This window comes from Variovorax sp. OK212 (genome assembly GCF_900112425.1).
In the GTDB taxonomy this organism is placed as follows: domain Bacteria; phylum Pseudomonadota; class Gammaproteobacteria; order Burkholderiales; family Burkholderiaceae_C; genus Variovorax.
On the sequence record NZ_FOLP01000002.1, the window covers coordinates 143170 to 169335 of the forward strand.

Annotated in this window: 23 protein-coding genes and 1 tRNA gene; 8 read left to right on the forward strand and 16 right to left on the reverse strand. The window is 67.5% G+C overall.

The genetic code is table 11. From position 1 onward, the window contains the following. Positions 1 to 2: 2 nt before the first annotated feature. The 13 genes from BM004_RS07290 to BM004_RS07350 all read right to left on the reverse strand — a co-directional run bounded on the left by BM004_RS07290 (position 3) and on the right by BM004_RS07350 (position 11747). A complete protein-coding gene (locus BM004_RS07290; protein WP_093212226.1) occupies positions 3 to 1256 on the reverse strand; it encodes an NADH-quinone oxidoreductase subunit D in 1254 nt (417 codons plus the stop codon). Position 1257: 1 nt separating this feature from the next. Continuing rightward, positions 1258 to 1869, reverse strand: a complete 612-nt coding sequence (locus BM004_RS07295; protein WP_093212228.1) for an NADH-quinone oxidoreductase subunit C — start codon at positions 1867 to 1869, stop codon at positions 1258 to 1260. A 13-nt stretch (positions 1870 to 1882) separates the two neighbouring features. Beyond that, entirely contained in the window at positions 1883 to 2362 is a 480-nt protein-coding gene (locus tag BM004_RS07300) for a NuoB/complex I 20 kDa subunit family protein (protein WP_007837763.1), read from the reverse strand. Positions 2363 to 2377: 15 nt separating this feature from the next. Then, the gene (locus BM004_RS07305; protein WP_012748607.1) at positions 2378 to 2737 is read right to left on the reverse strand and encodes an NADH-quinone oxidoreductase subunit A; all 360 of its coding nucleotides are present in this window, start codon (positions 2735 to 2737) and stop codon (positions 2378 to 2380) included. A gap of 67 nt (positions 2738 to 2804) precedes the next feature. Next, positions 2805 to 2889, reverse strand: a tRNA-Leu gene (locus tag BM004_RS07310). A 120-nt stretch (positions 2890 to 3009) separates the two neighbouring features. After that, complete coding sequence (gene secG / locus BM004_RS07315; RefSeq protein WP_093212230.1) at positions 3010 to 3414, reverse strand: preprotein translocase subunit SecG; 405 nt, start codon at positions 3412 to 3414, stop codon at positions 3010 to 3012. 36 nt (positions 3415 to 3450) lie between these two features. Then, positions 3451 to 4215, reverse strand: coding sequence for a triose-phosphate isomerase (gene tpiA / locus BM004_RS07320; protein WP_093212232.1), 765 nt, complete (start codon positions 4213 to 4215; stop codon positions 3451 to 3453). Positions 4216 to 4225: 10 nt separating this feature from the next. Beyond that, positions 4226 to 5236 carry an NAD(P)H-quinone oxidoreductase gene (locus BM004_RS07325; protein WP_093212234.1) on the reverse strand — a complete coding sequence of 337 codons (1011 nt, stop codon included), beginning with the start codon at positions 5234 to 5236 and terminating at the stop codon, positions 4226 to 4228. A gap of 89 nt (positions 5237 to 5325) precedes the next feature. Continuing rightward, entirely contained in the window at positions 5326 to 7641 is a 2316-nt protein-coding gene (gene pnp, locus BM004_RS07330; RefSeq protein WP_093212236.1) for a polyribonucleotide nucleotidyltransferase, read from the reverse strand. Positions 7642 to 7846: 205 nt separating this feature from the next. Continuing rightward, complete coding sequence (rpsO, locus tag BM004_RS07335) at positions 7847 to 8113, reverse strand: 30S ribosomal protein S15 (protein WP_093128570.1); 267 nt, start codon at positions 8111 to 8113, stop codon at positions 7847 to 7849. Positions 8114 to 8218: 105 nt separating this feature from the next. Further along, positions 8219 to 9136, reverse strand: coding sequence for a DMT family transporter (locus BM004_RS07340; RefSeq protein ID WP_093212238.1), 918 nt, complete (start codon positions 9134 to 9136; stop codon positions 8219 to 8221). Between the two features lie 103 nt (positions 9137 to 9239). Further along, entirely contained in the window at positions 9240 to 10412 is a 1173-nt protein-coding gene (locus tag BM004_RS07345) for a pyridoxal phosphate-dependent aminotransferase (RefSeq protein WP_093128568.1), read from the reverse strand. Positions 10413 to 10436: 24 nt separating this feature from the next. Beyond that, on the reverse strand, positions 10437 to 11747 hold the full coding sequence (locus BM004_RS07350) for a branched-chain amino acid ABC transporter substrate-binding protein (protein WP_093212240.1): 1311 nt from the start codon (positions 11745 to 11747) through the stop codon (positions 10437 to 10439). A 124-nt stretch (positions 11748 to 11871) separates the two neighbouring features. On the opposite strand from BM004_RS07350, the gene BM004_RS07355 reads away from it, so the two are divergent. Both BM004_RS07355 and BM004_RS07360 read left to right on the forward strand, forming a co-directional pair. Next, complete coding sequence (locus BM004_RS07355) at positions 11872 to 12243, forward strand: Hsp20/alpha crystallin family protein (protein ID WP_093213007.1); 372 nt, start codon at positions 11872 to 11874, stop codon at positions 12241 to 12243. A gap of 189 nt (positions 12244 to 12432) precedes the next feature. Further along, positions 12433 to 13170 carry an alpha/beta hydrolase-fold protein gene (locus BM004_RS07360; protein WP_093128563.1) on the forward strand — a complete coding sequence of 246 codons (738 nt, stop codon included), beginning with the start codon at positions 12433 to 12435 and terminating at the stop codon, positions 13168 to 13170. Here BM004_RS07360 and tsaD read toward each other — a convergent pair. Then, entirely contained in the window at positions 13124 to 14167 is a 1044-nt protein-coding gene (tsaD, locus tag BM004_RS07365) for a tRNA (adenosine(37)-N6)-threonylcarbamoyltransferase complex transferase subunit TsaD (protein WP_093128562.1), read from the reverse strand. The two genes, BM004_RS07360 and tsaD, sit on opposite strands and share 47 nt — an antisense overlap. 96 nt (positions 14168 to 14263) lie before the next feature. Between tsaD and BM004_RS07370 the strand changes: the two genes are divergently transcribed. The 4 genes from BM004_RS07370 to BM004_RS07385 all read left to right on the forward strand — a co-directional run bounded on the left by BM004_RS07370 (position 14264) and on the right by BM004_RS07385 (position 18951). Then, positions 14264 to 15526 (forward strand): nitrate regulatory protein, encoded by a 1263-nt coding sequence (locus BM004_RS07370; protein WP_093212242.1) that lies wholly within the window; start codon positions 14264 to 14266, stop codon positions 15524 to 15526. A gap of 372 nt (positions 15527 to 15898) precedes the next feature. Continuing rightward, positions 15899 to 17143 (forward strand): CmpA/NrtA family ABC transporter substrate-binding protein, encoded by a 1245-nt coding sequence (locus BM004_RS07375; protein WP_093212244.1) that lies wholly within the window; start codon positions 15899 to 15901, stop codon positions 17141 to 17143. Between the two features lie 10 nt (positions 17144 to 17153). Next, on the forward strand, positions 17154 to 18086 hold the full coding sequence (ntrB, locus tag BM004_RS07380) for a nitrate ABC transporter permease (protein ID WP_093212246.1): 933 nt from the start codon (positions 17154 to 17156) through the stop codon (positions 18084 to 18086). 55 nt (positions 18087 to 18141) lie between these two features. After that, positions 18142 to 18951, forward strand: coding sequence for an ABC transporter ATP-binding protein (locus BM004_RS07385; RefSeq protein ID WP_093212248.1), 810 nt, complete (start codon positions 18142 to 18144; stop codon positions 18949 to 18951). A 50-nt stretch (positions 18952 to 19001) separates the two neighbouring features. Here the strand turns inward: BM004_RS07385 and BM004_RS07390 are convergent, their stop codons facing one another. After that, complete coding sequence (locus tag BM004_RS07390; RefSeq protein WP_093212250.1) at positions 19002 to 20300, reverse strand: ANTAR domain-containing protein; 1299 nt, start codon at positions 20298 to 20300, stop codon at positions 19002 to 19004. A gap of 263 nt (positions 20301 to 20563) precedes the next feature. Here BM004_RS07390 and BM004_RS07395 point away from each other — a divergent pair, with 263 nt between their 5' ends. Further along, on the forward strand, positions 20564 to 21844 hold the full coding sequence (locus BM004_RS07395) for an MFS transporter (RefSeq protein ID WP_143072408.1): 1281 nt from the start codon (positions 20564 to 20566) through the stop codon (positions 21842 to 21844). 44 nt (positions 21845 to 21888) lie between these two features. On the opposite strand, the gene BM004_RS07400 is transcribed toward BM004_RS07395, so the two are convergent. Further along, positions 21889 to 23619, reverse strand: coding sequence for a bifunctional protein-serine/threonine kinase/phosphatase (locus BM004_RS07400; protein ID WP_093213009.1), 1731 nt, complete (start codon positions 23617 to 23619; stop codon positions 21889 to 21891). Between the two features lie 64 nt (positions 23620 to 23683). Here BM004_RS07400 and nirB point away from each other — a divergent pair, with 64 nt between their 5' ends. Further along, complete coding sequence (nirB, locus tag BM004_RS07405; RefSeq protein ID WP_093212252.1) at positions 23684 to 26140, forward strand: nitrite reductase large subunit NirB; 2457 nt, start codon at positions 23684 to 23686, stop codon at positions 26138 to 26140. Positions 26141 to 26166 lie beyond the last annotated feature (26 nt).

Here is a 26166-nt window from a genome sequence, read left to right on the forward strand (position 1 = left end):
TCTCACCTGTCGATCTCGCCGAACACGATGTCCATCGTGCCGATCACCGCGACAGCGTCGGCGATCATGTGACCGCGCGACATTTCGTCGAGGGCGGCGAGGTGCGGGAAGCCAGGGGCGCGGATCTTCAGGCGGTACGGCTTGTTGGCGCCGTCGCTCACGAGATAGATGCCGAACTCGCCCTTCGGATGCTCGACGGCGGCATACGCTTCGCCTTCGGGCACATGGAAGCCTTCGGTGAAGAGCTTGAAATGGTGGATCAGCTCCTCCATGTTCGCCTTCATCGATTCGCGCGCAGGCGCGGCGACCTTGTGGTTGCTGGTGATGACCGGACCCGGGTTGACACGCAGCCAGGCCGAGCACTGCTGGATGATCTTGTTGGCCTGGCGCATTTCTTCCACGCGCACCAGGTAACGGTCGTAGCAGTCGCCGGTCTTGCCCACGGGCACGTCGAAGTGCATCTGGTCGTAGACGTCGTAGGGCTGCTTCTTGCGCAGATCCCATTCGATGCCCGAGCCACGCAGCATCGGGCCGGTGAAGCCGAGGTTCAGCGCGCGCTCCGGCGTGACCACGCCGATGCCCACGGTGCGCTGCTTCCAGATGCGGTTGTCGGTGAGCAGCGTTTCGTACTCGTCGACCATCTTCGGGAAACGCTTGCAGAAGGCGTCGATGAAGTCGAGCAGCGAGCCTTGGCGGTCTTCGTTCAGGCGCTCGATGGCCTTCGCGTTCTTGATCTTGCTGACCTTGTACTGCGGCATGGCATCCGGCAGGTCGCGGTAGACGCCGCCCGGACGGAAGTACGCCGCGTGCATGCGCGCGCCGGACACGGCCTCGTACATGTCGAACAGGTCTTCACGCTCGCGGAAGCAGTAGATGAGCATGTTCATCGCACCGCAGTCCAGACCGTGCGCGCCGAGCCACAGCAGGTGGTTCAGCAGGCGGGTGATCTCGGCGAACATCACGCGGATGTACTGCGCGCGGATCGGCACGTCCAGGCCCATCATCCGTTCGATGGCCAAGCAGTACGCGTGCTCGTTGCTCATCATCGACACGTAGTCGAGACGGTCCATGTACGGCAGCGACTGGATGAAGGTGCGCGATTCGGCAAGCTTCTCGGTCGCGCGGTGCAGCAGGCCGATGTGGGGGTCGGCGCGCTGGATCACTTCGCCGTCCAGCTCGAGCACCAGGCGCAGCACGCCGTGTGCCGCAGGATGCTGGGGACCGAAGTTGAGTGTGTAGTTCTTGATTTCGGCCATATCAGTGCAAACCGCCGCCGTAGTTGTCTTCGCGGATCACGCGCGGAGTGATTTCGCGCGGCTCGATCGATACCGGCTGGTAGACCACGCGCTTTTGTTCTTCGTCGTAACGCATCTCGACGTGACCCGACACAGGGAAGTCCTTGCGGAACGGGTGGCCGATGAAGCCGTAGTCGGTCAGGATGCGGCGCAGGTCGTCGTGACCATCGAACACGATGCCGTACAGGTCGAACGCCTCGCGCTCGAACCAGGTGGCGGCATTCCAGACGGGCTGCAGCGAGTCGACCACGGGCAGGTCTTCGCTCGGCGCGAACACCTTCAGGCGCACGCGCTGGTTGAGGCTCACCGACAGCAGGTGGGTGACGACGCAGTAGCGTTCGCCCTGCCACTCGCCTTCGCGGTAGTCGGAGTAGTCCATGCCGCAGAGGTCGATCAGCTGCTCGAAGCGGCAGCCGGGCGCATCGCGCAGCAGCAAGGCGGCTTCGATGTAGTCGGCAGCGCCGACCACCACGGTCACTTCCCCAAGGGCGAGCGTCACGCTCTTGGCCTTGGCACCGAGCGTCTCGGCGATCGTGGCGCGCAGCACCTCCGGAGAAATTGCAAAGTCAGTCATCGTGGGCAATCTCTCAGGCGCGGGCGATGGTGTTGGTGCGGCGAATCTTCTGCTGCAGCTGGATCACGCCATAGAGCAACGCCTCGGCGGTGGGCGGGCAGCCCGGCACGTAGACGTCGACCGGCACGATGCGATCGCAGCCGCGCACCACCGAATAGCTGTAGTGGTAGTAGCCACCGCCGTTCGCGCACGAGCCCATCGAGAGCACCCAGCGCGGCTCGGGCATCTGGTCATAGACCTTGCGCAGAGCGGGCGCCATCTTGTTGCACAGCGTGCCGGCCACGATCATCAGATCGGACTGGCGCGGGCTGGGACGGAACAGCATGCCGAAACGGTCGATGTCGTAGCGGGCGGCGCCCGCGTGCATCATTTCCACCGCACAGCATGCGAGGCCGAACGTCATCGGCCAGAGAGATCCGGTCTTCGCCCAGTTCACGACCGAGTCGTACGTCGTGGTGACGAAACCTTCTTTGAGAACGCCTTCAATGGCCATCGTGTGCTTTCTTTGTCATTCCCAGTCGAGCGCGCCTTTTTTCCACTCGTAGGCGAAGCCCACGACGAGGATGGCGAGGAAGATCATCATGGCCCAGAAGCCGACAGCACCGATCTCCTTGAGCGCAATGGCCCACGGAAAGAGAAAGGCAATTTCGAGATCGAACAGGATGAAGAGAATGGCGACGAGGTAGTAGCGCACATCGAACTTCATGCGCGCATCCTCGAAGGCTTCAAAGCCACACTCGTAGGGAGCGTTCTTTGCGGCGTCGGGCCGGTTGGGGCCGAGAATGTATCCGATGACCTGAGGGGCGACGCCTACGCCGACTCCGACCAAAATGAACAAAAGGACGGGGAGGTAGGAGTCGAGATTCATCGAGAGTTTTTCACCGCTTGCCACCGGCAAGAAGAACCCCTGGATGAGGTTTTCTGCCGATGAGATTTGGTGCGGTCGGCGAGACTCGAACTCGCACAGCTTTCGCCACTACCCCCTCAAGATAGCGTGTCTACCAATTTCACCACGACCGCGGTTTTTACTGTTCAGATGGCATGAGGTACCTGGAAACAGGCATTTGGCTTTCTGAACAGATTTAGAGTTTACCCTGAAATGAAGCTATTTTTCACAGGGTACTCATGAAAACGAGTTGATTACTTGCTCGGGATCTGACCGGCACCCGAAGCAGGTGCGGCAGGAGCCGAAGCACCCGCGCTCGGAGCCGCTGCGCCGGGGATTTCGTTCGATGCGCCAGGGGCCGCAGGCGCAGCAGGCGCGCCCACTGCGGCGCGTTCGAGCAGACTGCCGCCGCCCACAGGACGTGCATGGCTGAAGTAAGCCAGCAGCAGCGTGCATGCAAAGAACACGGCGGCGAGCACTGCGGTGGTGCGCGACAGAAAGTTCGCACTGCCGCTTGCACCGAACAGGCTGCCCGCGCTGCCGCTGCCGAAGGCCGCGCCCATGTCGGCACCCTTGCCGTGCTGGATCAGGATCAGGCCGATCATGGCGAGGGCTGCCAGCATCTGCACGCCGACCAATAGATTGAGGACCAGGTTCATTCGTTCTTACTCCTAAGTGATACAGCCGTTGCGCGTTCAGCGCGCAGCGGCGGAAATGATCTGCAGAAAGTCAGGCGCCTTGAGCGACGCGCCGCCGATGAGGCCGCCGTCGATGTCGGCCTGCGACAGCAGCTCCGCGGCGTTGGCCGCATTCATGCTGCCGCCGTAAAGGATCTTGATGCCCGCGGCATGCTCGCTCGCCGCGTGATGCAGCTGCGCACGCAACACGGCATGCACCGCCTGCGCCTGCTCCGGCGTGGCCGTCTTGCCCGTGCCGATGGCCCAGACAGGCTCGTAGGCCACCACGATCTCGCTGATGCAATGGCCGTTCACGTGAATGACCGCGGCCAGCTGGCGCTTGACGACCTCTTCGGTCTGCCCTGCTTCTCGCTGTGCCAGCGTCTCGCCCACGCAGACGATCGGCGTGATGCCGTTCGCCAGCGCCGCAGCGGTCTTCGCAGCCACCGCGTCGTCGGTCTCGCCGTGGTACTGGCGACGCTCGGAGTGCCCGACGATCGCATAGCGCACGCCGAAGTCCTTCAGCATCGCGGCCGATTGCTCGCCGGTGAACGCACCTTGCGGATGCGCCGAGATGTCCTGCGCGCCAATTGCCAGCGCCGGCGAACCCGCCAGCAGCGACTGCAGTTGCGCAAAGTACGGCGCGGGCGCGCAAAGCGCCACGTCGCAAGCCGCCGGGCTTGCGGCCAGGCCTTGCTGCAGGGCCTTCACCAGCGCCTCGTTGGCAGCCAGGCCGCCATTCATCTTCCAGTTGCCGGCGATCAGTTTCTTGTGGGTTGTCATCGCGTTGTCTTCACCATGTCAGCACGATCTTGCCGATGTGCTGGTTCGATTCCATCAGCGTGTGAGCCTGGGCTGCGCCGCTGGGCTCACCCGTTGATTCACCCGCCGCCGCGAAGGTGCTGTGGATCACGGGCTTGATCGCGCCGCTCTCCAGCAGCGGCCAGACCTTCTCGCGCAGCGCCTTGGCAATGGCCGCCTTGAACGCCACCGGCCGCGGACGCAGCGTCGAGCCGGTGACGGTGAGACGCTTGCGCAGCACGAGGCCCGCATTGATCTCGCTCTTCACCCCGCCCTGCACCGCGATGATCACCAGCCGGCCGTCTTCGGCCAGGCAATCGATCTCGCGCGCCACGTAGTCGCCCGCCACCATGTCGAGCACCACGTCCACGCCCTTGCCGCCCGTGAGCTTCTTCGCCTCTTCGGCGAAGTCGCTCGTGCGGTAGTTGATGGCATGGTCGGCGCCGAGCTTCTTGCAGGCTTCGCACTTCTCGTCGCTGCCGGCCGTGACGATCACGGTGGCACCGAGCGCCTTGGCGATCTGGATCGCCGTGACGCCGATGCCGCTCGAGCCGCCCTGGATGAGCAGCGTCTCGCCCTTTTGCAGGCGGCCGCGCTCGAACACGTTGCTCCACACGGTGAAGAAGGTCTCGGGCAGCGCAGCCGCGTCGACATCGCTCCAGCCCTTGGGCACCGGCAGGCACTGCGCGACAGGCGCCACGCAGAGTTCGGCATAGCCGCCGCCCGCGATGAGCGCGCACACGCGGTCGCCGACCTTGAAGCCGGCCTCGGCCAACGCCGCGGCGTCGCCCGACACGATCTCGCCGGCCACTTCGAGGCCCGGCAGGTCGGACGCACCCGGGGGCACCGGGTAGTTGCCCTTGCGCTGCAGCACGTCGGGGCGATTGACGCCACTTGCCGCGACGCGGATCAGCAGTTCGCCCGCGCCCGCGACCGGGTCGGGACGCTCCGCCACGCGCAGCACCTCAGGGGCGCCGTACGAAGTGATTTCAATGGCTTTCATGGTCTTTCGGCCTCCAACGCCCGCAGATGGGGCGAAGCTTGCTGTTCAAAAGATAGCAACGGCGGCGCATGGCCGCCGTTGCGCCCTTCTTACTCCTGAGGCTCGCGCGGGGCTTGCTGCTGCTCGCCGGCCGGAGCCTGCGGCTGCTCGTTGCGCGGCTGCTGTTGCTGCTCGTTGTTGAAGCGCGGTGCGCGCTCGCCACGGTCACCGCCACGGTCGCCGCGATCACCACCGCGGTCGCCACGGTCACGGCGCTCGCCGCGATCGCCACGGTCTTCACGGGGCGGGCGCTCGCTGTATTCCATGCCGGCCGGACGCTCGGTCAGGGCCTTCATGGACAGCTTGACGCGGCCCTTTTCGTCGGTTTCCAGAACCTTGACCTTCACGATCTGGCCTTCGCTCAGATAGTCGGTCACCTTCTCGACGCGTTCGTGCGCGATCTGGCTGATGTGCAGCAGGCCGTCCTTGCCGGGCAGCAGGTTGATGAGCGCGCCGAAGTCCAGGATCTTGGTGACCGGGCCTTCGTAGACCTTGCCGATTTCGACTTCGGCCGTGATCTGCTCGATGCGGCGCTTGGCGAACTCCGCCTTTTCCGGATCGGTCGAGGCGATGGTGATGGTGCCGTCTTCGTCGATGTTGATCGTCGTGCCGGTTTCTTCCTGCAGGCCACGGATGACCGAGCCGCCCTTGCCGATCACGTCGCGGATCTTCTCGGGGTTGATCTTCAGCGTGGTCAGGCGCGGAGCGAAGCTGGAGACTTCGGCCTTGGCCTCGCCCATGGCTTCCTGCATCTTGCCCAGGATGTGCATGCGCGCTTCCTTGGCTTGCGCCAGTGCGACCTGCATGATTTCCTTGGTGATGCCCTGGATCTTGATGTCCATCTGCAGCGCGGTGATGCCGTTGGTGGTGCCCGCAACCTTGAAGTCCATGTCGCCCAGGTGATCTTCGTCGCCCAGGATGTCGGTCAGCACCGCGAAGCGGTTGTCTTCCTTGATCAGGCCCATGGCGATACCGGCCACGTGCGCCTTCATGGGCACGCCGGCGTCCATCATCGACAGGCAGCCGCCGCAGACCGAAGCCATCGACGAGGAGCCGTTCGACTCGGTGATTTCCGACACCACGCGAACCGTGTACGGGAATTCTTCCTTGTTCGGCAGCACGGCGACGAGCGCGCGCTTGGCCAGGCGGCCGTGGCCGATTTCGCGGCGCTTGGTCGAGCCCATGCGGCCCACTTCGCCGGTGGCAAAGGGAGGCATGTTGTAGTGGAACAGGAAGCGGTCTTCGTACTCGCCGGCCAGCGCGTCGATGCGCTGTGCGTCGCGTTCGGTGCCCAGCGTGGTGATGACCAGCGCCTGCGTCTCACCGCGCGTGAACAGGGCCGAACCGTGGGTGCGGGGCAGCACCGAGTTGCGGATCTCGATGGGGCGCACGGTGCGCGTGTCGCGGCCGTCGATGCGGGGCTCGCCCGACAGGATCTGGCTGCGCACGATCTTCGATTCGATCGAGAACAGCAGGTCGTTGACCTTGCCGGCGTCGAAGGGCTCGCCGCTTTCCTTGAGCGAGGCCATCACGCTGGCGTTGGCTTCGCGCAGGGCTTGCGTACGGGCTTGCTTGCTGCGGATCTGGTACACGGCGCGCAGCTTTTCTTCGGCCAGGCCCTTGACCTTGGCGACGAAGGCTTCGTCTTCGGCGGGCGCTTGCCAGTCCCACACCGGCTTGCCGGCGTCGCGCACGAGTTCGTGGATCGCGTTGATGGCGATGCCGGCTTGTTCATGGCCGAACACCACGCCGCCGAGCATGATTTCTTCGCTCAGCTGCTGGGCTTCGGACTCGACCATCAGCACGGCGGCTTGCGTGCCGGCGACGACGAGGTCCATCTGCGAATCCTTGCGGGCCGTCTGACCCGGATTCAGCACGTACTGGCCGTTGATGTAGCCCACGCGGGCGGCACCGATGGGGCCGCTGAACGGGATGCCGGAGATCGACAGGGCGGCGCTCACGCCGATCATGGCGGCGATGTCGGCGTCGACTTCGGGGTTGAGCGACACGGTGTGGATGACCACGTGCACTTCGTTCAGGAAGCCTTCGGGGAACAGCGGACGGATCGGACGGTCGATCAGGCGGCTGGTCAGCGTTTCGTGTTCGCTGGGCTTGGCTTCGCGCTTGAAGAAGCTGCCGGGGATCTTGCCCGCGGCGTAGGTCTTCTCGATGTAGTCGACGGTCAGCGGGAAGAAGTCCTGGCCGGGCTTGGCCGACTTGGAGGCGACCACGGTCGCCAGGATCACGGTGCCGTCGATGTCGACCAGCACAGCGCCGTTGGCTTGGCGGGCGACTTCGCCCGTTTCCATGACGACGGTCTTGTCGCCCCATTGGAACGACTTGGTGACTTTGTTGAAGAGGCTCATTTTTGCTCCTGTTTTGATAGCAGACCACACAGGATCTGCAAGGGCCGGAGGCTTCTCAGAACACGATGCCATTCCAGTGAAGATCGCCCGAACTTCATTGGAATGACACAGCTTCGCTCTGTTTGGGCACTCCGAAAAGTGGATCGCGAAGTAAAAAACGCCTGAGCTAGCGGACTAACCCAGGCGTTTTTTCATGCGATTCGAATTACTTGCGCAGACCCAGCTTGGCGATCAGCGCGGTGTAACGTTCAGCGTTCTTGGACTTGAGGTAGTCCAGGAGCTTGCGGCGGCGGCTCACCATGCGCAGCAGACCGCGACGGCCGTGGTGGTCCTTGGCGTGGGTCTTGAAGTGGGGGGTGAGCTCGTTGATGCGGGCGGTCAGCAGTGCGACTTGCACTTCTGGGCTGCCAGTGTCGTTGGCGGCGCGGGCGTTGTCCTTGACGACTTCGGCCTTGATGGAGGCTGCGATCATGATGATTTCCTTGTTCCGGGATATTTGACTTGCGAAAAGAGCTGGAACTGCCCTCTCCGTGCGCCTTGCGGCATGCAAAGCCTCGGGATTATAGCCCGGGCACTTTCACCGGGCTTTCAAGCCGCCCGGAACCCTGCCGTCGAGCGACGCCAGCCCCACCGCGCCGAGCACGCAGGCGGCCCCGGCAAGCTGCGCCAGGCTGATGCTTTCGCCCAGCCAGAGCGCCGCCAGCACCAGCGCCGAGACCGGCAGCACCGCCGTGAAAAGCGCCGCCTCGGCCCCGCGCAACCGCGACGACCCGGCAAACCACAGCACGAAGCCGAGCACCGTCGGCACCAGCGCGTAGTACGCCACCCCGGCCAGCGCCGCCGCCGGCACCGGCTGCTCCCAGGCCCGTTCGAACAGCGCCGGAACCAGCGACAGCAGCAGCCCGAAGGCGGTCATGAGCGCCGACAGCGCCAGGGGACGCACCGGCACCCGCAAGCGCTTGTTGAGCAGGATGAACCCCGCCTCGCAGACCACCGCGGCCAGCACCAGCAGGTTGCCCAGCATCGCCGCGGGGGATTTCGAGTCCCCTGCCGCCGCCGCACCCGTGCCGGGCCAGCTGATGGCCAGCACCCCGGCCGTCGCCAGCACGATGCTTCCGAGCAGGAAGCGGCCTGGCCGCTCGCGCAGCGCGATCACCGCCACCAGCGCCGCAACCGCCGGCAGGGTGCCCGCCACCACGCCCGCGCTGGCGGCCGGCGCCCAGCGCACGCCCAGGATCAGCAGCACCGTGTAGCCCACGCTCCCCAGCCCCGCCTGGCACGCCAGCAGCGCCAGGTCGCGCCGATCGGGCCGCGGCCACGGCGTGCGGGTCAGCCGCAGCAGCAAAAGGAAAACCGGCAGCGCCATCGCAAAGCGCAGCGCCGTCGCCGTGAACGGCGGCAGGCCGCCCGCGATGACCTTGCTGGCCACCACCGTGCTGCCCACCGTGACCATCGCCAGCGCGCACAGCGCCATGCCCTTCAACCGTTCCGACATGCCAGACCTTTCGCTTTCAAGGAAAGGCCGAGCTTCGCGGCCCGGTCGCGCCGCGTATTGAACGAAATTGCAGCCGGGTTCGGGCCCGGGTTCAGGCTCGGCTTCAGCCCTTGGGCTGCGGCTGCTCCGCCAGCCAGCCGCGCAGGCGCTCCACGCCCTTCACCAGCCGCTGCGGGTCCTTCGACGCGAAGCACCAGCGCAGCCAGCCCTGCGCCTCGGGCGCGAAGGCGTTGCCCGGCGCCAGGCCCAGGCCCGCTTCGGCCACCAGCCGCTTGGCCACTTCGAACGAATCGTCGAAGCCCTCGAGCCGGAAGAAGGCATACATGCCGCCCTTGGCCGGCGCCACCTGCACGCCCGGCAACGCGGCCAGCAGCGGCACCAGCGTGTCGCGGCACAGCTTCAGGTGCGCCACCACGCGCGGCGTGATCTCGCCCGTGTGCGCGATGGCGGTGATGGCCGCGCGCTGCGTGAACACGCTGGCGCACGAGGTGTTGAACTCGATCAGCTTGCCGATGCCCTCCACCATCGACGGCGGCAGCACCAGCCAGCCGAGGCGCCAGCCCGTCATGAGGAAGCTCTTCGAGAAACTGTGCGTCACCACGAGCCGGTCGTCGGGCTTCGAGATGTCGAGAAAGCTCGGCGCGCACGCGTTGGGCGTCGGCTCGAAGTACAGGCGCTCGTACACCTCGTCGGCCAGGATCCACGTGCCGGTCTGGCGGCAGTGGTCGAGCACGGCCTGCTGCTCGTCGCGCGTCATGGTCCAGCCCGTGGGGTTGTTGGGCGCGTTGACGATCAGCAGCCTGGTCTTCGACGTGACCGCCGCGCGCAGCGCGCCCAGGTCGAGCGTCCACTGCCCGTTCACCGGCACCAGCGGCAGCGTGCGCACCCGCGCGCCCATGATGGCGGGCTGCGCCGTGAGGTTGGGCCACACCGGCGTCACCGCGACCACTTCGTCGCCCGCGTCGACCAGCGCCTGCACCGCGAGCATCAGCGCGCTCACGCCGCCCGAGGTGACGGCGATGCGTGCCGCGTCGACCGCCGGATGCAACGCGCTGGTGTAGCGCGCGATGGCTTCGCGCAGCTCGGGCAGGCCGAGGTTGTGCGCGTAGAAAGTCTCGCCGCGCTGCAGCGATTCGATGGCCGCCTGGCGGATCACCTCGGGCGTCACTTCGTCGCTCTCGCCGAACCAGAAGGCCAGCACGTCGTCGCGGCCCATGCCGGCATTGGCGACTTCGCGGATCTTCGAGGCTTCGAGGTTGTGGATGGCTTCACGCATGGCTGGGGGTCCTGTTGTTCATCTTCAAGGTCTTTTCATCTTGCACGAAGTGGGCAGCTCGGCGCGCTCCGGGGCAATGGTCTTCACCACGCGAAAACCGTAGCCCGAACCTTCGACGTCGAACTGCACGCCCGGCCTGCCCTTGCGGTCCATCACGCCCACCACCAGCTGCTGCTGGAACTGGTGGTCCGCCGCGCGCATGCGCCCGCGCTGGCCGTACAGGCTCACGTCGGCCTGCTCGAGCGCACGCGCAACCGGCACCGCATCGGCATTGCCCGCGCGTTCGATCGCCTGCACGAGCGCCTCGATCATCAATTGCAGGCGCATGTGCACGTAGTCGTCGGCCGGCTTCGGAAAGCGCGCGCGAAAGGCGCGGTAGAACGCTTCCGACTGCGCCGTCTGCACGTTGGGCAGCCAGTCGGCCACCGCGATCACGCGGCCGATGCCCGCGTCTCCGATGGCCGCCGGCGCGCCCAGCGCATTGCCGTAGAAGGTATAGAAGGTGCCGTTGAAACCCGCTTCGCGCGCGGCCTTCACCAGCAGCGTGAGGTCGTTGCCCCAGTTGCCCGTGACCACCGCCTGCGCGCCGCTCGCGATGATCTTGGTGGCGTAGGGCGCGAAGTCCTTCACCTTGCCCATCGGATGCAACTCGTCGCCCACGATCTGCACGTCGGGCCGCTGCGCGCCGAGCTGCCGGCGCGACTCGCGCAGCACCGCCTGGCCGAAGCTGTAGTCCTGCCCGATGAGGTACACGCGCTTGAGTGAAGCGTCGTCCTTCACCGCGTCCATCAGCGCGGCCACGCGCATGTCGGCATGCGCGTCGAAGCGGAAGTGCCAGAAGCTGCAGCGCTCGTTGGTCAGCGCCGGGTCGACCGCCGCGTAGTTGAGAAAGATCATGCGACGCGACGGGTCGCGTTCGTTGTTCTTGTCGATGGCATCGACCAGCGCCGCGGCGGTGGCCGACGAGTTGCCCTGCAGCACGATGCGCGCGCCGTCGTCCATTGCGGCGCGCAATGCGGAGAGCGCCTCTTCGTTCTGGCCCTTGCTGTCGTAGCGGTCGAGTTGCAGCGGCCTGGCACCACCCGGCACACCCGGCAGCTTCACGCCGCCGCGCGCATTCACGCGCTCCACCGCCCACAGCAGGTTGCGGAAGACGGCCTCGCCGGTGTTCGCAAAGGGGCCGCTCAAGCTTTCGATGAGGGCCAGCCGGATGGGCGCGGAAGGCGCTGCAGGTACCGAAGAAGTGGCTTGCGCCAGCGCGGCGAAGGGGCGCGCGCATAGCGCCAGCGCCGCGAATTTCAAGGCCTCGCGACGCCAAATAAAGGGGGGATTCATTGTCTTGAAACGCGTGCCGGCGCGCCTAGATGAGGTCTCAAGCGGCACTCACGATTGAACGGCCGCGCAGTGTAAGGGACACACATTCCTTGTCCCCATTGTGTTGATTCAGGAGTTCTTCATCATGTTTTTCGCCCCCAACGTTCGCACCGCCCGCTTCGCTCCCCGCGCCTATGACCGCGCCTTCGAACGCTTCGCCAGCGAGGCCTTCGCCGGTGCCCGCCGTTCGCCGCTCGTGGAGCAGGACGACAAGAGCTGGACCCTCTCGCTCGACGTGCCGGGTTTCGCGCGTGAAGACCTCGCCATCGGCATCGAAGGCGCCGTGGTGCGCATCGACAGCAAGGCCGAAGCCAAGCGCCAGTTCAAGGCCGCGTACGAGCTGCCGCTGGACATCGACGTGGCCACCAGCGAGGCCAGGCTCGAGAACGGCGTGCTCACGCTGAAGCTCGGAAAGCGGGTGCCGGTGAGCCAGGCTGCGCAGTTGCAGATCAACTAGCCAGCCCTAAGCCCACAAGAAGAAAGTGTCAGCAAAGGTTCTTTTTGACTTTGATCGTGCTCCCTATTCACAATAGGGCCGCATAACGTCACATGATGTGACGTTTTCTTAGAACTTTCTTCTTCGTGGGCGTCTCGTAAACGCATCGAGTTCCATGACGGTGCGGGTCGGGTGCCCTCTCACGGCACCATGCAAACACACCTTCAGCCCGCCAACCCCGACGAGCAATCCGACGCCCTGCTGATCTTTCTGCCGGGTGCCTACCTCAAGCCCGACGAGTTCGAGCGAGAGGGCTTCATCAGCGCGGTGCGAGAGCGCCACCTGGCAGCCGACGCGCTGCTCGTGGACGCGGATGTCTCCTACTACTACGAGCAGACGCTCAGCGAGCGCCTGCACACCGATGTCATCGAGCCGCAGCGCGCCAAGGGCTACAAGTCGATCTGGCTGGTGGGCATTTCGATCGGCGGCTTCGGCGCGCTGATCCACGAACTGGCGCGCCCGGGCTCGGTCGACGGCATCGTGGCCCTCGCCCCCTACCTCGGGCGGCGCGTGCTCGGCGCGGAGATCAAGAAGGCCGGCGGCCTGCGCATGTGGCAGGCGCCCACGGGCCCGCAGCCCGACGAGGAACCCGACCGCAAGCTCTGGCCCTTCTTCCAGCAGTACCTGAAGGACCAGACCTCGAAGAACCTGCCGCCGCTGTACCTGGGCTTCGGCCTCGAGGACCGCTTCGTCAGCAACCACAAGCTGCTGGCCGACGCGCTGCCGTCGGGCCAGGTGTTCACCACCGAGGGCGGCCACGACTGGCCGCAATGGCGCCAGCTCTGGCGCAACATGCTCGACGTGCTGCCGCTGCCTGCGCTGGGCCGCGCACGCCAGGCCGCTAAGCAGCCTCAGCCGACAGCGACGCCATGGGCCATCGCGGCTTGACGTCGAAGGCGTAGCGCTCGCTCGCCTGCGACAGGCCCGACTGCAGCCGCATGGCCGCGGCCATCGCGATCATGGCGCCGTTGTCGGTGCACAGGTGCAGCTCGGGGTAGTGCACGCGCACCTTGCGCTTGGCGCATGCCGCATTCAACTGCTCGCGCAGGTTCTTGTTGGCCCCTACCCCGCCCGCCACCACCAGGCGCTTGAGCCCGGTCTGCTCGAGCGCGGCCAGCGACTTCTTCAGCAGCACCTCGACGATGGCCGCCTGCGTCGACGCGGCCAGGTCGGCCTTGTTGGCTTCGAGCTGGTCGCCGAGCTTCTTGGCCTGCGTGAGCACGGCCGTCTTCAGGCCGGCGAACGAAAAGTCGAGGTCGCCGCTGTGCAGCAGCGGGCGCGGCAGCTTGAAGGCCGTGGCATTGCCGTCTTCGGCCAGCTTCGCGAGCCACGGGCCGCCGGGGTACGGCAGGCCCATGAGCTTGGCGCTCTTGTCGAAGGCCTCGCCGGCGGCGTCGTCGATGGTTTCGCCGAGCAGCTCGTAGCGGCCCACGCCGTCGACCCGCATCAGCTGCGTATGGCCGCCCGACACCAGCAGCGCGACGAACGGAAACTCCGGCGGATCGGCGCTCAGGAACGGCGACAGCAGGTGCCCTTCGAGGTGATGCACTCCCAGCACCGGCTTGCCCAGCGCCACGCCCAGCGCGCAGGCCACGCCCGCGCCCACCAGCAGCGCGCCGGCCAGGCCGGGGCCGCGCGTGTAGGCCACCACGTCGATCTCGGCCAGCGAGCGGCCGGCCTCGGCCATCACGGTTTCGGTGAGCGGCAGCACGCGGCGGATGTGGTCGCGGCTGGCCAGTTCGGGCACCACGCCGCCGTAGGCCTGGTGCATGGCGATCTGGCTGTGCAGCGCGTGCGAACGCAGCAGCGGCAGCGCGTCGCCGTGCGACTCGACCAGCGCCACGCCGGTTTCATCGCAGGATGATTCGATTCCCAACAAGAGCATGCCGCCGAGTGTAGGTGCCGCCTGCCGCGGTTGCCCGCGAAGGGACAAGCGGCACGGATGTTGCAGCGACCGGTTCGTCTCCCCTCGCCCCCACGCATGAAAACCGGACTGAGCTTCCTGATCGCCGCCCGCCGCTGCGAAATCGACGAGCTGGACCAGCTCGCCCGCACCAGCGAGCTGGTGAGCGTGATCGGCCGCCTGGTCCACGCACTGCAGCGCGAGCGCGGCATGTCGAACATCTTCCTGGCCACGCGCGGCAGCCGCTTCGCCGGGCAGCGCGCCCCGCAGATCGCCGAATGCCTGGCGCTCGAGCAGGAGGTGCGCGCCGGCTTCGACCAGCTGGAGGCCGAGAGCCAGCGCGGCGCCGGCACAGGCAACGGCGCGCGGCTCTTCAGCCGCATCGCCTGGGTGCTGCCCGGGCTGGACGCCCTGCCCGCCTTGCGCAAGCGCGTCGACACGCTGGCGCTGAAGCCGGCGCAGGCCGTCGCGGCCTTCGCCAAGCTCGTGGCCGGGCTGCTGTCGGTGGTGTTCGAGGCGGCCGACGGCGCCTCCGACCCCGAAATTTCGCGGCTGCTGGTGGCCATGTTCAATTTCATGCAGGGCAAGGAATTCGCCGGCCAGGAGCGTGCCTTCGGCGCCGCGGCACTGGCGCTGGGCCGCAGCGACGAGGCGCAGCGCCTGCAGTGGCTGCACCTCATCGAGTCGCAGGAGCGCTGCTTCCAGGTCTTCACCGATTTCTCGGGCGACACCGTGCTCGCGCTGTGGCGCGACAGCCAGCCCGACGCCATGCTGGCCGAGCTCGAACGCATGCGCCGGCGCGGCGCCACCACCGCGCCGGCCGACGGTGCGCTGAGCCAGGACTGGTTCGACTGTTGCACCCGCCGCATCGACGCCATGAAGACCGTCGAGGACCGCCTGGCCGCCGACCTGCGCGCGCTGTGCGACCGCAAGACCGCCCAGGCGCGCAGCGAGCTGCAGGAATACCGGCAACTGCTCGACACGCTGGCGCCGCAGGCCGGCGCCACGTTCTTCGACGACGCCGATGCCCAGTCGGCGGCGCCCGCGCAGTTCGGGCGCCACCTCGAGCGCTCGGTGCTCGACATGGTCCAGGAGCAATCGCGCCGGCTGCAGGCCATGAGCGACGAGCTCGAGACCGTACGTGCCTCGCTCAACGAACGCAAAGTGGTCGAGCGCGCCAAGGGCCTGCTGATGGCGCACCGCCGCCTCAGCGAGGACGAGGCGCACAAGATGCTGCGCCAGACCGCCATGAACCAGAACCGGCGGCTGATCGACGTGGCCGAGTCGATGCTGGCCATGGCCGACTACCTGCCCATGCTCGACCGCGCGCCGCCGCGCTGAGCACCCCCGCGTCCAAACACGTTCCAAGGCGTTCAAGGGCGTTCAAGTTGGTGCAGTGCACAACAACCGTGCCTGCCCCCGGACCCGGAGGCCTTTGATCCCCTCCCCCGCGCCGGCAGGCCGCATCGCGCTACCCCATTGATAGCAGGCAAGCCGCCGCAAGAGCTGGCACACCGCTTGCAAGCAGCCAGCCCACAGGCCCCTCACCGGGCCTTCAGGCAGGCGGCACCCAACGGCGGGTGCTTCCCACCCACCGGACAAAGGCGTCCCCACCCCGCAAGGGCTCGTTTTCGAGCAGCCCCTGCGCGGTGCGGACGCCTTTTTTGTTTTTGTCTTTCCCGTCTTGTTCGTTTTCAACCGGAGCCCCGCCCCATGACCGATCTGCTCAAAACCCGCCTCAGCCGACGCCGCGTACTGCAAGCCGCCGCCATCGGCGCCGTGGGCATCGACCCCGCCCTGCGCGCGGCCGTCTGGGCCCAGGGCTCCGACAAGCCCGAGAAGCAGGAGGTGAAGATCGGCTTCATTCCGCTGACCGACTGCGCCAGCGTGGTCATGGCTTCGGTGCTGGGCTTCGACAAGAAGTACGGCGTGAAGATCGTGCCGAGCAAGGAGGCCAGCTGGGCCGGCGTGCGCGACAAGCTGGTCAACGGCGAACTCGACATGTCCCACGTGCTCTACGGCCTGGTCTACGGGGTGCACGTCGGCGTCGGCGGCCCGAAGAAGGACATGGCGGTGCTCATGGGCCTGAACCGCAACGGCCAGGCCATCACGCTGTCCAAGGCGCTGGCCGACAAGGGCGCGGTCGACGCGCCCTCGCTGGCGAAGCTCATGGCCAAGGAGAAGCGCGAATACACCTTCGCCGGCACCTTCCCCACCAGCACCCACACCATGTGGCTGAACTACTGGCTGGCCTCCGCCGGCATCAGCCCGGTGGCAGACGCCAAGGTGATCGTGGTGCCGCCGCCGCAGATGGTGGCCAACATGCGCGTGGGCAACATGGACGGCTTCTGCGTGGGCGAGCCCTGGGGCCAGCGCGCCATCATCGACAAGATCGGCGTCACGGCCATCACGACCCAGGACATCTGGAAGGACCACCCCGAGAAGGTGCTGGGCACGCGCGCCGAGTTCGTCAAGCAGAACCCCAACACCTGCCGCGCCGTGATGATGGCCGTGATGGAGGCCAGCAAGTGGATCGACGCCAACCTCCAGAACAAGGCCAAGATGGCCGACACGGTGGCCGAGAAGAGCTACATCAACACCAGCGCCGACGCCATCAACCAGCGCATCCTGGGCCGCTACGACAACGGCATGGGCAAGACCTGGGACGACCCCAACCACATGAAGTTCTTCGACGACGGCGCGGTCAACTTCCCGTACCTGTCCGACGGCATGTGGTTCCTCACGCAGCACAAGCGCTGGGGCATCCTGAAGGAGCACCCCGACTACGTGGCGGTCGCCAAGCAGATCAACCAGATCGACCTGTACAAGGACGTCGCCGGCGCCATGAAGGTCAGCGTGCCCAAGGACCTCATGCGCACCAGCAAGCTGATGGACGGCACCGTCTGGGACGGCAAGGACCCGAAGAAGTACGCCGATTCGTTCAAGGTCCACGCCTGAGGAGCACACCATGGTCAGCGCCGTCTTTCATTCGCCGCTCGATGCGGCCACCGCACACGCCACGCCCGCCGTGGCGGCCAAGCCCCCGGTGACCGCCGTGGCCGCCACCCCAGCCCCAACTCTTGCCCCGGCGCCCACGCCCCGCGTTCGCACGCCCCTCGACCTGCGCGCCTTCTGGATGCGCGTGCTCCCACCGCTGGCGGGCTTCGGCCTGCTGCTGCTGGTGTGGGAGCTGGTCGCCATGAGCAGCACCACCGGCTTTCCCACGCCGCTGGCCACCTGGCAACAGGCCGTGACCGTGTTCAGCGATCCGTTCTACAGCAAGGGCCCGAACGACCAGGGCGTGGGCTGGAACGTGCTCTCCTCGCTGCAGCGCGTGGCGCTGGGCTTCGGCTTGGCGGCGCTGGTGGGCATTCCGGCGGGCTTTGCCATTGGCCGCTTCGAGTTCCTCTCGCGCATGTTCAACCCGCTGATCAGCCTGCTGCGTCCGGTGTCGCCGCTCGCGTGGCTGCCCATCGGCCTGCTGGTGTTCAAGGGCGCCAACCCGGCCGCCATCTGGACCATCTTCATCTGCTCGATCTGGCCGATGATCATCAACACCGCCGTGGGCGTGCAGCGCGTGCCCACCGACTACATGAACGTGGCCAAGGTGCTGAACCTCAGCGAGTGGAAGATCCTCACGAAGATCCTGTTCCCCGCCGTGCTGCCCTACATGCTGACCGGCGTGCGGCTGGCCGTGGGCACCGCGTGGCTGGTGATCGTGGCGGCCGAGATGCTCACGGGCGGCGTCGGCATCGGCTTCTGGGTGTGGGACGAGTGGAACAACCTCAACGTCGCCAACATCATCATCGCGATCTTCGTGATCGGCATCGTCGGCCTGGTGCTGGAGTTCGCGCTCATCAAGCTCGCCACGGCGTTCACGTTCGAAGAGGTGAAGTCATGAGCCGCACGGCCGCTCCGAAGGCGAATACCGCAGCGCTGCTGCGCGGAGGTTTCCAATGAACGACGACAGCAAGTACATCGAGATCCACGGCGTGGAGCAGGCGTTCAAGACGCCCAAGGGCCGCTTCGTCGCGCTGCGCGACGTGAACCTGAATGTGGCCAAGGGCGAGTTCATCACGCTCATCGGCCACTCGGGCTGCGGCAAGTCGACGCTGCTGAACCTGATCGCCGGGCTCACCGTGCCCACGCAGGGTTCGCTGCTGTGCGCCAACAAGGAAATCACCGGCCCCGGCCCCGAGCGCGCCGTGGTGTTCCAGAACCACTCGCTGCTGCCCTGGCTCACCTGCTTCGAGAACGTGTACCTCGCGGTGGAGCGCGTGTTCGCGGCCACCGAGAACAAGGCGCAGCTGCGCGCGCGCACCGACGCGGCGCTGGCGCTGGTGGGCCTCACGCCCGCCGCGCAGAGGCGGCCCGGCGAGATCTCCGGCGGCATGAAGCAGCGCGTGGGCATTGCGCGCGCGCTGTCGATGGAACCCAAGGTGCTGCTGATGGACGAGCCCTTCGGCGCGCTCGACGCACTCACCCGCGCCAAGCTGCAGGACGAGCTGCTCGCCATCGTGCAGAAGACGCACAGCACCGTCGTCATGGTCACGCACGACGTCGACGAGGCCGTGCTGCTGAGCGACCGCATCGTGATGCTCACCAACGGCCCGGCCGCCACCATCGGCGACGTGCTCCCGGTGAACATTCCGCGCCCGCGCAACCGCGTCGAGCTGGCGGAAGACCCGGCCTACGTGCACGCGCGCAAGGCGGTGATCGACTTCCTCTACACGCGCCAGGCGCACGTGGAGAAAGCCGCGGCCTGAAGCGCTGCACCGCCTGGCATCACCAACTCGCGCCTGCCCACCCACCGGCGTCAGGACATGATCACTTGCAGGCTGTGTTCATACGAGGCGGTGAGGCGCTCGAAGGTGTCGACCAGCGCGTCGCTCGAACGCACCAGCGCGGCACGGCCGTCGGCGCTGTCGAGCGTGCGCACGCCGCCCACCAGCCGCAGCCATTCGTCGCGCGCGCTCGCCAGTGACGCGCGAATTTCCGAGGTGCTGAGCGGCGCGCGCTCCAGCTCCAGCAGCGCGGCCTCGAACTCGTCCATGGTCGGCACCAGCCGCGCGTGGGCGGTGCCTTCCTTGAGCACGGACGCCAGCAGCGCGTCTTTGGCGAGGCGCTGCGCGCGCATGCGCTGCCGCCCGCAGATGTTGACGATGCGCAGCGCGCGCCGCGCACCGGAAGCCTCCAGCGTCTTCGTCAGCGTTTCGGCGGCCGCGAGCAGCATCTCGGCGCGCTGGTCGATGTCGGTCAGGCCCGCGGCGCTCGGGCGCGCCGCCAGCGCGGTCGACAACCCCGTCCAGGCGCCCTGCGCCTCGGCCAGCGCCTGCGCGCCCGTGGCCGCCAGGCCGAGGGCCGCGAGATGATCGAGGTTGTGCTGCACCCGCTCGGCCGACTGCGTGCGCAGCACGCGCGCGCGCTGCGCGTCGATGCCGGCGAGCTGCTGCGCGGCCAGGCGCACCAGGCGCTGCGAGAGCATGCGCAGCTGCCCCGCGCGGTTGATCGCGTCGGCCCACTGCGCGGCCTCGATGACCGAACGCGACACCTCGCCCAGCCGCAGGTTGGCGTGCATCGCGGCGCCGCGCAGCAGGCCGAAGGCCTCGTCCTCGCCGATGCCGCGCGCGGACATCAGCAGGCCCTTGGCACGGTCGACCCACTTGCGCTCGTCCATGCGGGTGCGCAGGTTCTCCAGTTCGGTGCGCAAGGCGCTCTCGCGCTGCCAGCGGGCCTGCGCGCGAGCGGCCAGCGCGGCGAGCGAGGCGGCATCGACCGCCTCCACCGCATCGATTTGCAACCAGGCGTGTACGCCCAGCGCCACCAGTTCGTCGTGCTGCGCGGCGCTCAACGGCGCGCTGGCCAGGCTCAGCGCGCACGGCGGCACGCCCGCCCATGCGCGCAAGGCCTCGAACAGTGCAGGTGTGGTCACGGGTGTGGGGGAAGGCAGCCAGATCAAGGCCTGCCGGGGCGCCAGGGCCTCGACCTGCCGCGCGAAACTCGCACTGCCGGCAACGCCGAGCACCTCGAGCCCGGCCTCGGACAGTGCGTTCGCAAGCGCCACGGGCAGCACCGGGCCGGCGGGTTCATCGGGCAGGACAACGAGAAGGGACATCGTGGGGAAGCGGTATGGGAACGCACCGCAAGCATAGGCCACGCCCGCGCGAAATCGCGGGCACGTCTCTTGCGTGAAACGGGGCACGGTGTAACGAAGCACCGCTTTGGTGAGGCTGCAGGCTCCTGCATCCAGCGCGGCAATGCACATGCCGCGAACACCCCCACGCCGACAGCATTCGCTGGCGGCACTCCGACCCCAACCCCCTCCGTCGACACGACCGCCTCCCGGTCGGGCCGCGGCTTTTTGCATCGTTGAACGCCATGTCCAGTTTCAAGAACTTCTTGCAGTCCGGCCACAGTCCGACGCTGTTCGCTGCCTTCCTGTACTTCTCGTTCTCCTGCTGCATCTGGGTGCTGAACGGCGCCATGGCGCCCTTCATCGGCGAAACCTTCAACCTCTCGCCGGCGCAGAAGGGCCTGATGCTGTCGGTGCCGATCATCGCGGGCGCGCTCATGCGCTTTCCGCTGGGCATCCTGTCGCAGTACATCGGCCGCAAGAAGGCCACGCTGGTCGAGATGGGCCTGATCGCCGTGGCCATGCTGTTCGGCTTCTTCTACGTGAAGAGCTTCAACGACCTGCTGGCCATGGGCGTTCTGCTGGGCATTGCCGGCGCGAGCTTCGGCGTGGCGCTGTCGCTGGGCTCGGGCTGGTTCCCGCCGCAGCACAAGGGCCTGGCCATGGGCCTGGTGGGCGCGGGCAACGTGGGCACGGCGGTGTCGGTGCTGGTGGCGCCGCCGCTGGCCAACTGGCTGGGCTGGCAGGCCGTGTACGGCGTGGCCGCCGTCGCCATCCTGATCCCGATGGCGGTGATGGTGGTGTTCGCCAAGGAGCCGCCCGACGTCAACGCCCATTCGAGCCTGCGCGAGCACATCGCCTGCCTGTTCGAAAAAGACGGCTGGGTGTTCAGCCTGATCTACGGCGTGACCTTCGGCGGCTTCATCGGTCTCACCACCTTCCTGCCTTCCTACTACTACGACCAGTTCGGCGTGAGCAAGGTGCAGGCCGGCCAGCTGACCATGCTCGCGGCCTTCATGGGCGCGGCGGTACGCGTGGTGGGCGGCTGGATCTCCGACCGCTGGGGCGGCGTGAACACGCTCACGGTGGTGCTGCTGGTGGTGGCCGTGAGCCTGGTGCTGGTGGGCGCGTCTTCGGGCTCGCTGGTTGTCACCACGCTGGTGCTGATCGTCTGCTTCGCCGCGCTGGGCGCGGGCAACGGCGCGCTGTTCCAGCTGGTGCCGCTGCGCTGGCCCGCGAGCACGGCCGTGGCCGGCTCGATGATCGGCGAGATCGGCGCGCTCGGCGGCGGGCTGGTGCCCAACGCCATGGGCTTGTCGAAGCAGTACCTGGGCAGCTACCTGTGGGGCTTCGTGTTCTTCGCGCTGCTGTCGCTGGTGATGCTCGGCGTGATGCGCGTGATGCAGATCCGCTGGACCCGCACCTGGGCCGAGAAGGGGGGCCGTGCGCGCCTCACGCCTGCGCACGCTGCGCACGCTGCAAGCTCCAAAGCCTCCTCGCGCGTTCGCAAGGCCGCCCGCTCATGACCCTCGCCGCCCGCCCCCGCCCTCGCCCTCGTCCTCGTCCTCGCTCAACGTGGCAGGAACAGCAGCCACACGATGAGCAGCACGTTGAACAGCACCGACACGCCCAGCGCGAGCTTGTAGAGCGCCAGCGGGTCGCGGCGGATCAGCGGCGTGGCGGCGGGCGCGTTCACCGGGCGGGACGCGCCGCGCTCCAGCGCGAGCAGCAGCTCCTCGGCGGTTTCGAAGCGCTCGCGCGGGTCGCGGGCCACGGCCTTGCGCACCAGATGGTCGAGCCAGATCGGCACGTCGGGGCGGATGCGCGACAGGGCCACCGGGTCGCGCCGGTAGCGCGCCACCTGGTAGGGCTCGATCTCGCCGTACGGCAGGTGGCCGGTGAGCCACTGGTACAGCGTGACGCCGAATGCGAACAGGTCGCTGCCCGCGTCGGCCACGCCGCCCTCTTCCCACTGCTCGGGGTTGATGTAGCTCGGCGTGCCGGCATGCAGCTCGCGCTGCGCCGCGCCTTCGCGCCCGGACAGCGCCACGCCCAGGTCGAGCACGCGCCAGCGGCCGTCTTCGCCCAGGTGCAGGTTGCCCGGCTTGATGTCGCGGTGCACCACGCCCTGGCGGTGCAGCCGGCCGAGTGCACGGCTCAGTTCGATGGCGGCGCCCACCACCTCGGCCACGGCGCCGCGCGCGTTGGCCTTGCGCAGCTGCTCCAGCGTGCGCCCGCCGTGCCAGTCGAACACGATGTACAGCGCGCTGGCCTGCGCGGCGCGCTCGTGCACGCGAACGAACCCGTTGCCGCCGACGCGCAGGCCGAGCCAGGCTTCGTGCGCCAGCATCGCGCGCTCCTGCGGGTCGCTGGCGCGCGAGGGGTGCAGCGTCTTCAGCGCGACCAGCTCGCGCGTGACCGGGTGCCGCGCCTGGTACAGCAGGTGCACGCCGGTGTCGGCCACCCGCGCGGTGACGGCGTAGCCGTCGAGCACGTCGCCCACCTTCAGGGCGCCCGGCGGCGCCAGCCGGCGGCCGTCGCCGAGTTCGTCGTCGAGTTGCCGCGCGTCGAGCCCCACCACGCGGATGACCAGCGCGGTCGCGTTGTCGTGCGTGCCGGCCTCGAGCGCCGCATTCACCAGCGCCTCGCTCGCGGCCTCGGCGTCGCCCTGCAAGGCCAGCGCGGCCACCTGCTTCGGCTTGAGCACGCCGTGCACGCCGTCGGAACTCAGCACGAAGCAGTCGCCCACGCGCACGTCGCCCTGCAGGTAGTCCACGCGCACCTGGTCGTCCAGGCCGATGGCGCGTGTCAGGCGGCTGCGCATGTCGGGATGGTCGAAGGCATGGTCCTGCGTGAGCAGCACGGCCGGCTCGCCGTCGTCGCGCACGCGCCAGGCGCGCGTGTCGCCCACGTGGGCCAGCGTGTAGCCCTGGCCGTGCAGCACCAGCGCGGTGAGCGTGGTGAGCGCCGTGCCACCGGCCTCACTGCCCTCGCCGCTTTGCCTGCTCTGCCGCCGGCGGTTGTGGTCGGCCAGCCAGCCGTTCTGCGCGCCGATCAGCCGGTCGAGCGCCGCGGTCGGCTCCCAGGTGTCGGGCGTGGCGAAGTAGTCGGCCAGCAGGCCCATCACCGTGGTCTGCGCCGCTTCGCGTCCGCGACCGCCGCTGGACACGCCGTCGGCAATGGCCGCTATGAGCCCGCGCGCCTCGTCGCCGCGCGGCGCATGCACCGCACCGGCGAAGTCTTCGTTCAGCTCGCGCGGTCCGCGCTGGCTGCTGTAGCCGATGTCCACTTCAAAGCTCATGGCGCGATTCTGACCGCGCGCCACGGGCGTCCGCTCGCTCTGATCCCCTGAAAGGACCCGCCCCATGAAGAAAATGAAACTCGTGATGGTCGGCAACGGCATGGCCGGCGTTCGCACGCTCGAGGAGCTGCTGAAGATCGCGCCCGACCTGTACAACATCACCGTCTTCGGCGCGGAGCCGCATCCCAACTACAACCGCATCCTGCTGTCGCCGGTGCTGGCCGGCGAGCAGACGGTGGACGAGATCGTGCTCAACAGCTGGGAGTGGTACACCGACAACCACATCACGCTGCACGCGGGCAAGAAGGTGGTCGAGGTCGACCGCGTGAAGCGCACCGTGCGCGCCGTGGATGCGCAAGGCGACGTGACCGAGGCCGCTTACGACCGCCTGCTGATGTGCACCGGCTCCAACCCCTTCATGCTGCCGGTGCCCGGCAAGGACCTGAAGGGCGTCATTGCCTACCGCGACATCGCCGACACCGACTACATGATCGAGACCGCGCGCACGCACAAGAACGCGGTGGTCATCGGCGGCGGCCTGCTGGGCCTGGAAGCCGCCAACGGCCTGATGCTGCGCGGCATGAGCGTGACGGTGGTGCACGTGATGCCCTGGCTCATGGAGCGCCAGCTCGACGATGTGGCCGGCAAGCTGCTGCAGAAGTCGCTGGAAGACCGCGGCCTGAAGTTCCTGATGGGCGCGCAGACGCAGGACATGCTCGGCGACGGCGACGATGGAAAGGGCGGCCGCGTGAAGGCCATCCGCTTCAAGGACGGCACCGAGGCCGCGGCCGACCTGGTGGTGATGGCCGTGGGCATCCGCCCCAACGTGGAGCTGGCCGAGAAGATGCGCCTGCACTGCAACCGCGGCATCGTGGTGACCGACACCATGCAGACCGTGACCGACGCGCGCATCTACTCGGTGGGCGAATGCGCGGCGCACCGCGGCATTGCCTACGGCCTGGTGGCGCCGCTGTTCGAGCAGGCCAAGGTGGCGGCCAACCACCTGGCGCAGTTCGGCATCGGCCGCTACCTGGGCTCGCTCACCTCCACCAAGCTGAAGGTGACGGGCATCGACCTGTTCTCGGCCGGCGAGTTCATGGGCGGCGAAGGCACCGAGGAGATCGTCATGAGCGACCCCTTCGGCGGCGTCTACAAGAAGCTGGTGATCAAGGACGACAAGCTGGTGGGCGCCTGCCTGTACGGCGACACGGTGGACGGCAGCTGGTACTTCAAGCTGCTGCGCGACGGGCGCAGCGTGCACGACATCCGCGACAAGCTGATGTTCGGGGAATCGAACATCGGCGACACCGGCCACGAAGGCCACAGCAAGGCCGCGAGCATGCCCGACGACGCCGAGGTGTGCGGCTGCAACGGCGTGAGCAAGGGCACCATCTGCAAGGCCATCAAGGACAAGGGCCTGTTCACGCTCGACGAGGTGAAGAAGCACACCAAGGCCAGCGCCAGCTGCGGCTCGTGCACCGGGCTGGTCGAGCAGATCCTGATGTTCACCGCGGGCGGCGACTACTCCGCCACGCCGAAGAAGAAGGCCGTGTGCGGCTGCACCGACGTGAGCCACCAGGACGTGCGCGACGCCATCCGCAAGGAACACTACCTGACGCACGACGCGGTGTACCGCAACCTGGGCTGGCGCACGCCCGACGGCTGCGCCACCTGCCGTCCGGCCGTCAACTACTACCTGATCAGCACCTGGCCCAAGGAAGCGAAGGACGACCCGCAGAGCCGCTTCGTCAACGAGCGCAGCCACGCCAACATCCAGAAGGACGGCACCTACTCGGTCATTCCGCGCATGTGGGGCGGCCACACCACGCCCGACGAGCTGCGCCGCATCGCCGACGCGGCCGACAAGTACAAGATTCCGACCGTCAAGGTCACGGGCGGCCAGCGCATCGACCTGCTGGGCGTGAAGAAGGAAGACCTGGCCGGCGTCTGGAAGGACATCGGCATGCCCAGCGGCTTTGCCTATGCCAAGTCGCTGCGCACGGTGAAGACCTGCGTGGGCAGCGAGTGGTGCCGCTTCGGCACGCAGGACAGCACGCAGATGGGCAAGGACCTGGAGCGCGCGCTGTGGGCCATGTACGCGCCGCACAAGGTCAAGCTGGCGGTGTCGGGCTGCCCGCGCAACTGCGCGGAAGCCGGCATCAAGGACGTGGGCGTGATCGGCGTCGACTCGGGCTGGGAAATCTACGTGGGCGGCAACGGCGGCATCAAGACCGAGGTGGCCGAGTTCCTCGTGAAGGTGAAGACGGCCGAGGAAGTCATGGCCTGCGCGGGCGCGTTCCTGCAGCTGTACCGCGAGGAAGGCTGGTACCTGGAGCGCACGGTGCACTACATCGGCCGTGTCGGCCTGGACCACGTGAAGAAGAAGATCCTGGAAGACGCCGAGGGCCGCAAGGCGCTGTGGGAGCGGCTGCAGTTCGCGCTCGACGGCGAGCCCGACCCGTGGTTCGAATCGTCGCGGGCCTCGGTCGACGTGCGGCAGTTCACGCCGCTGCCTGTGTGATGAACGACACGACACACGGAGCCCAC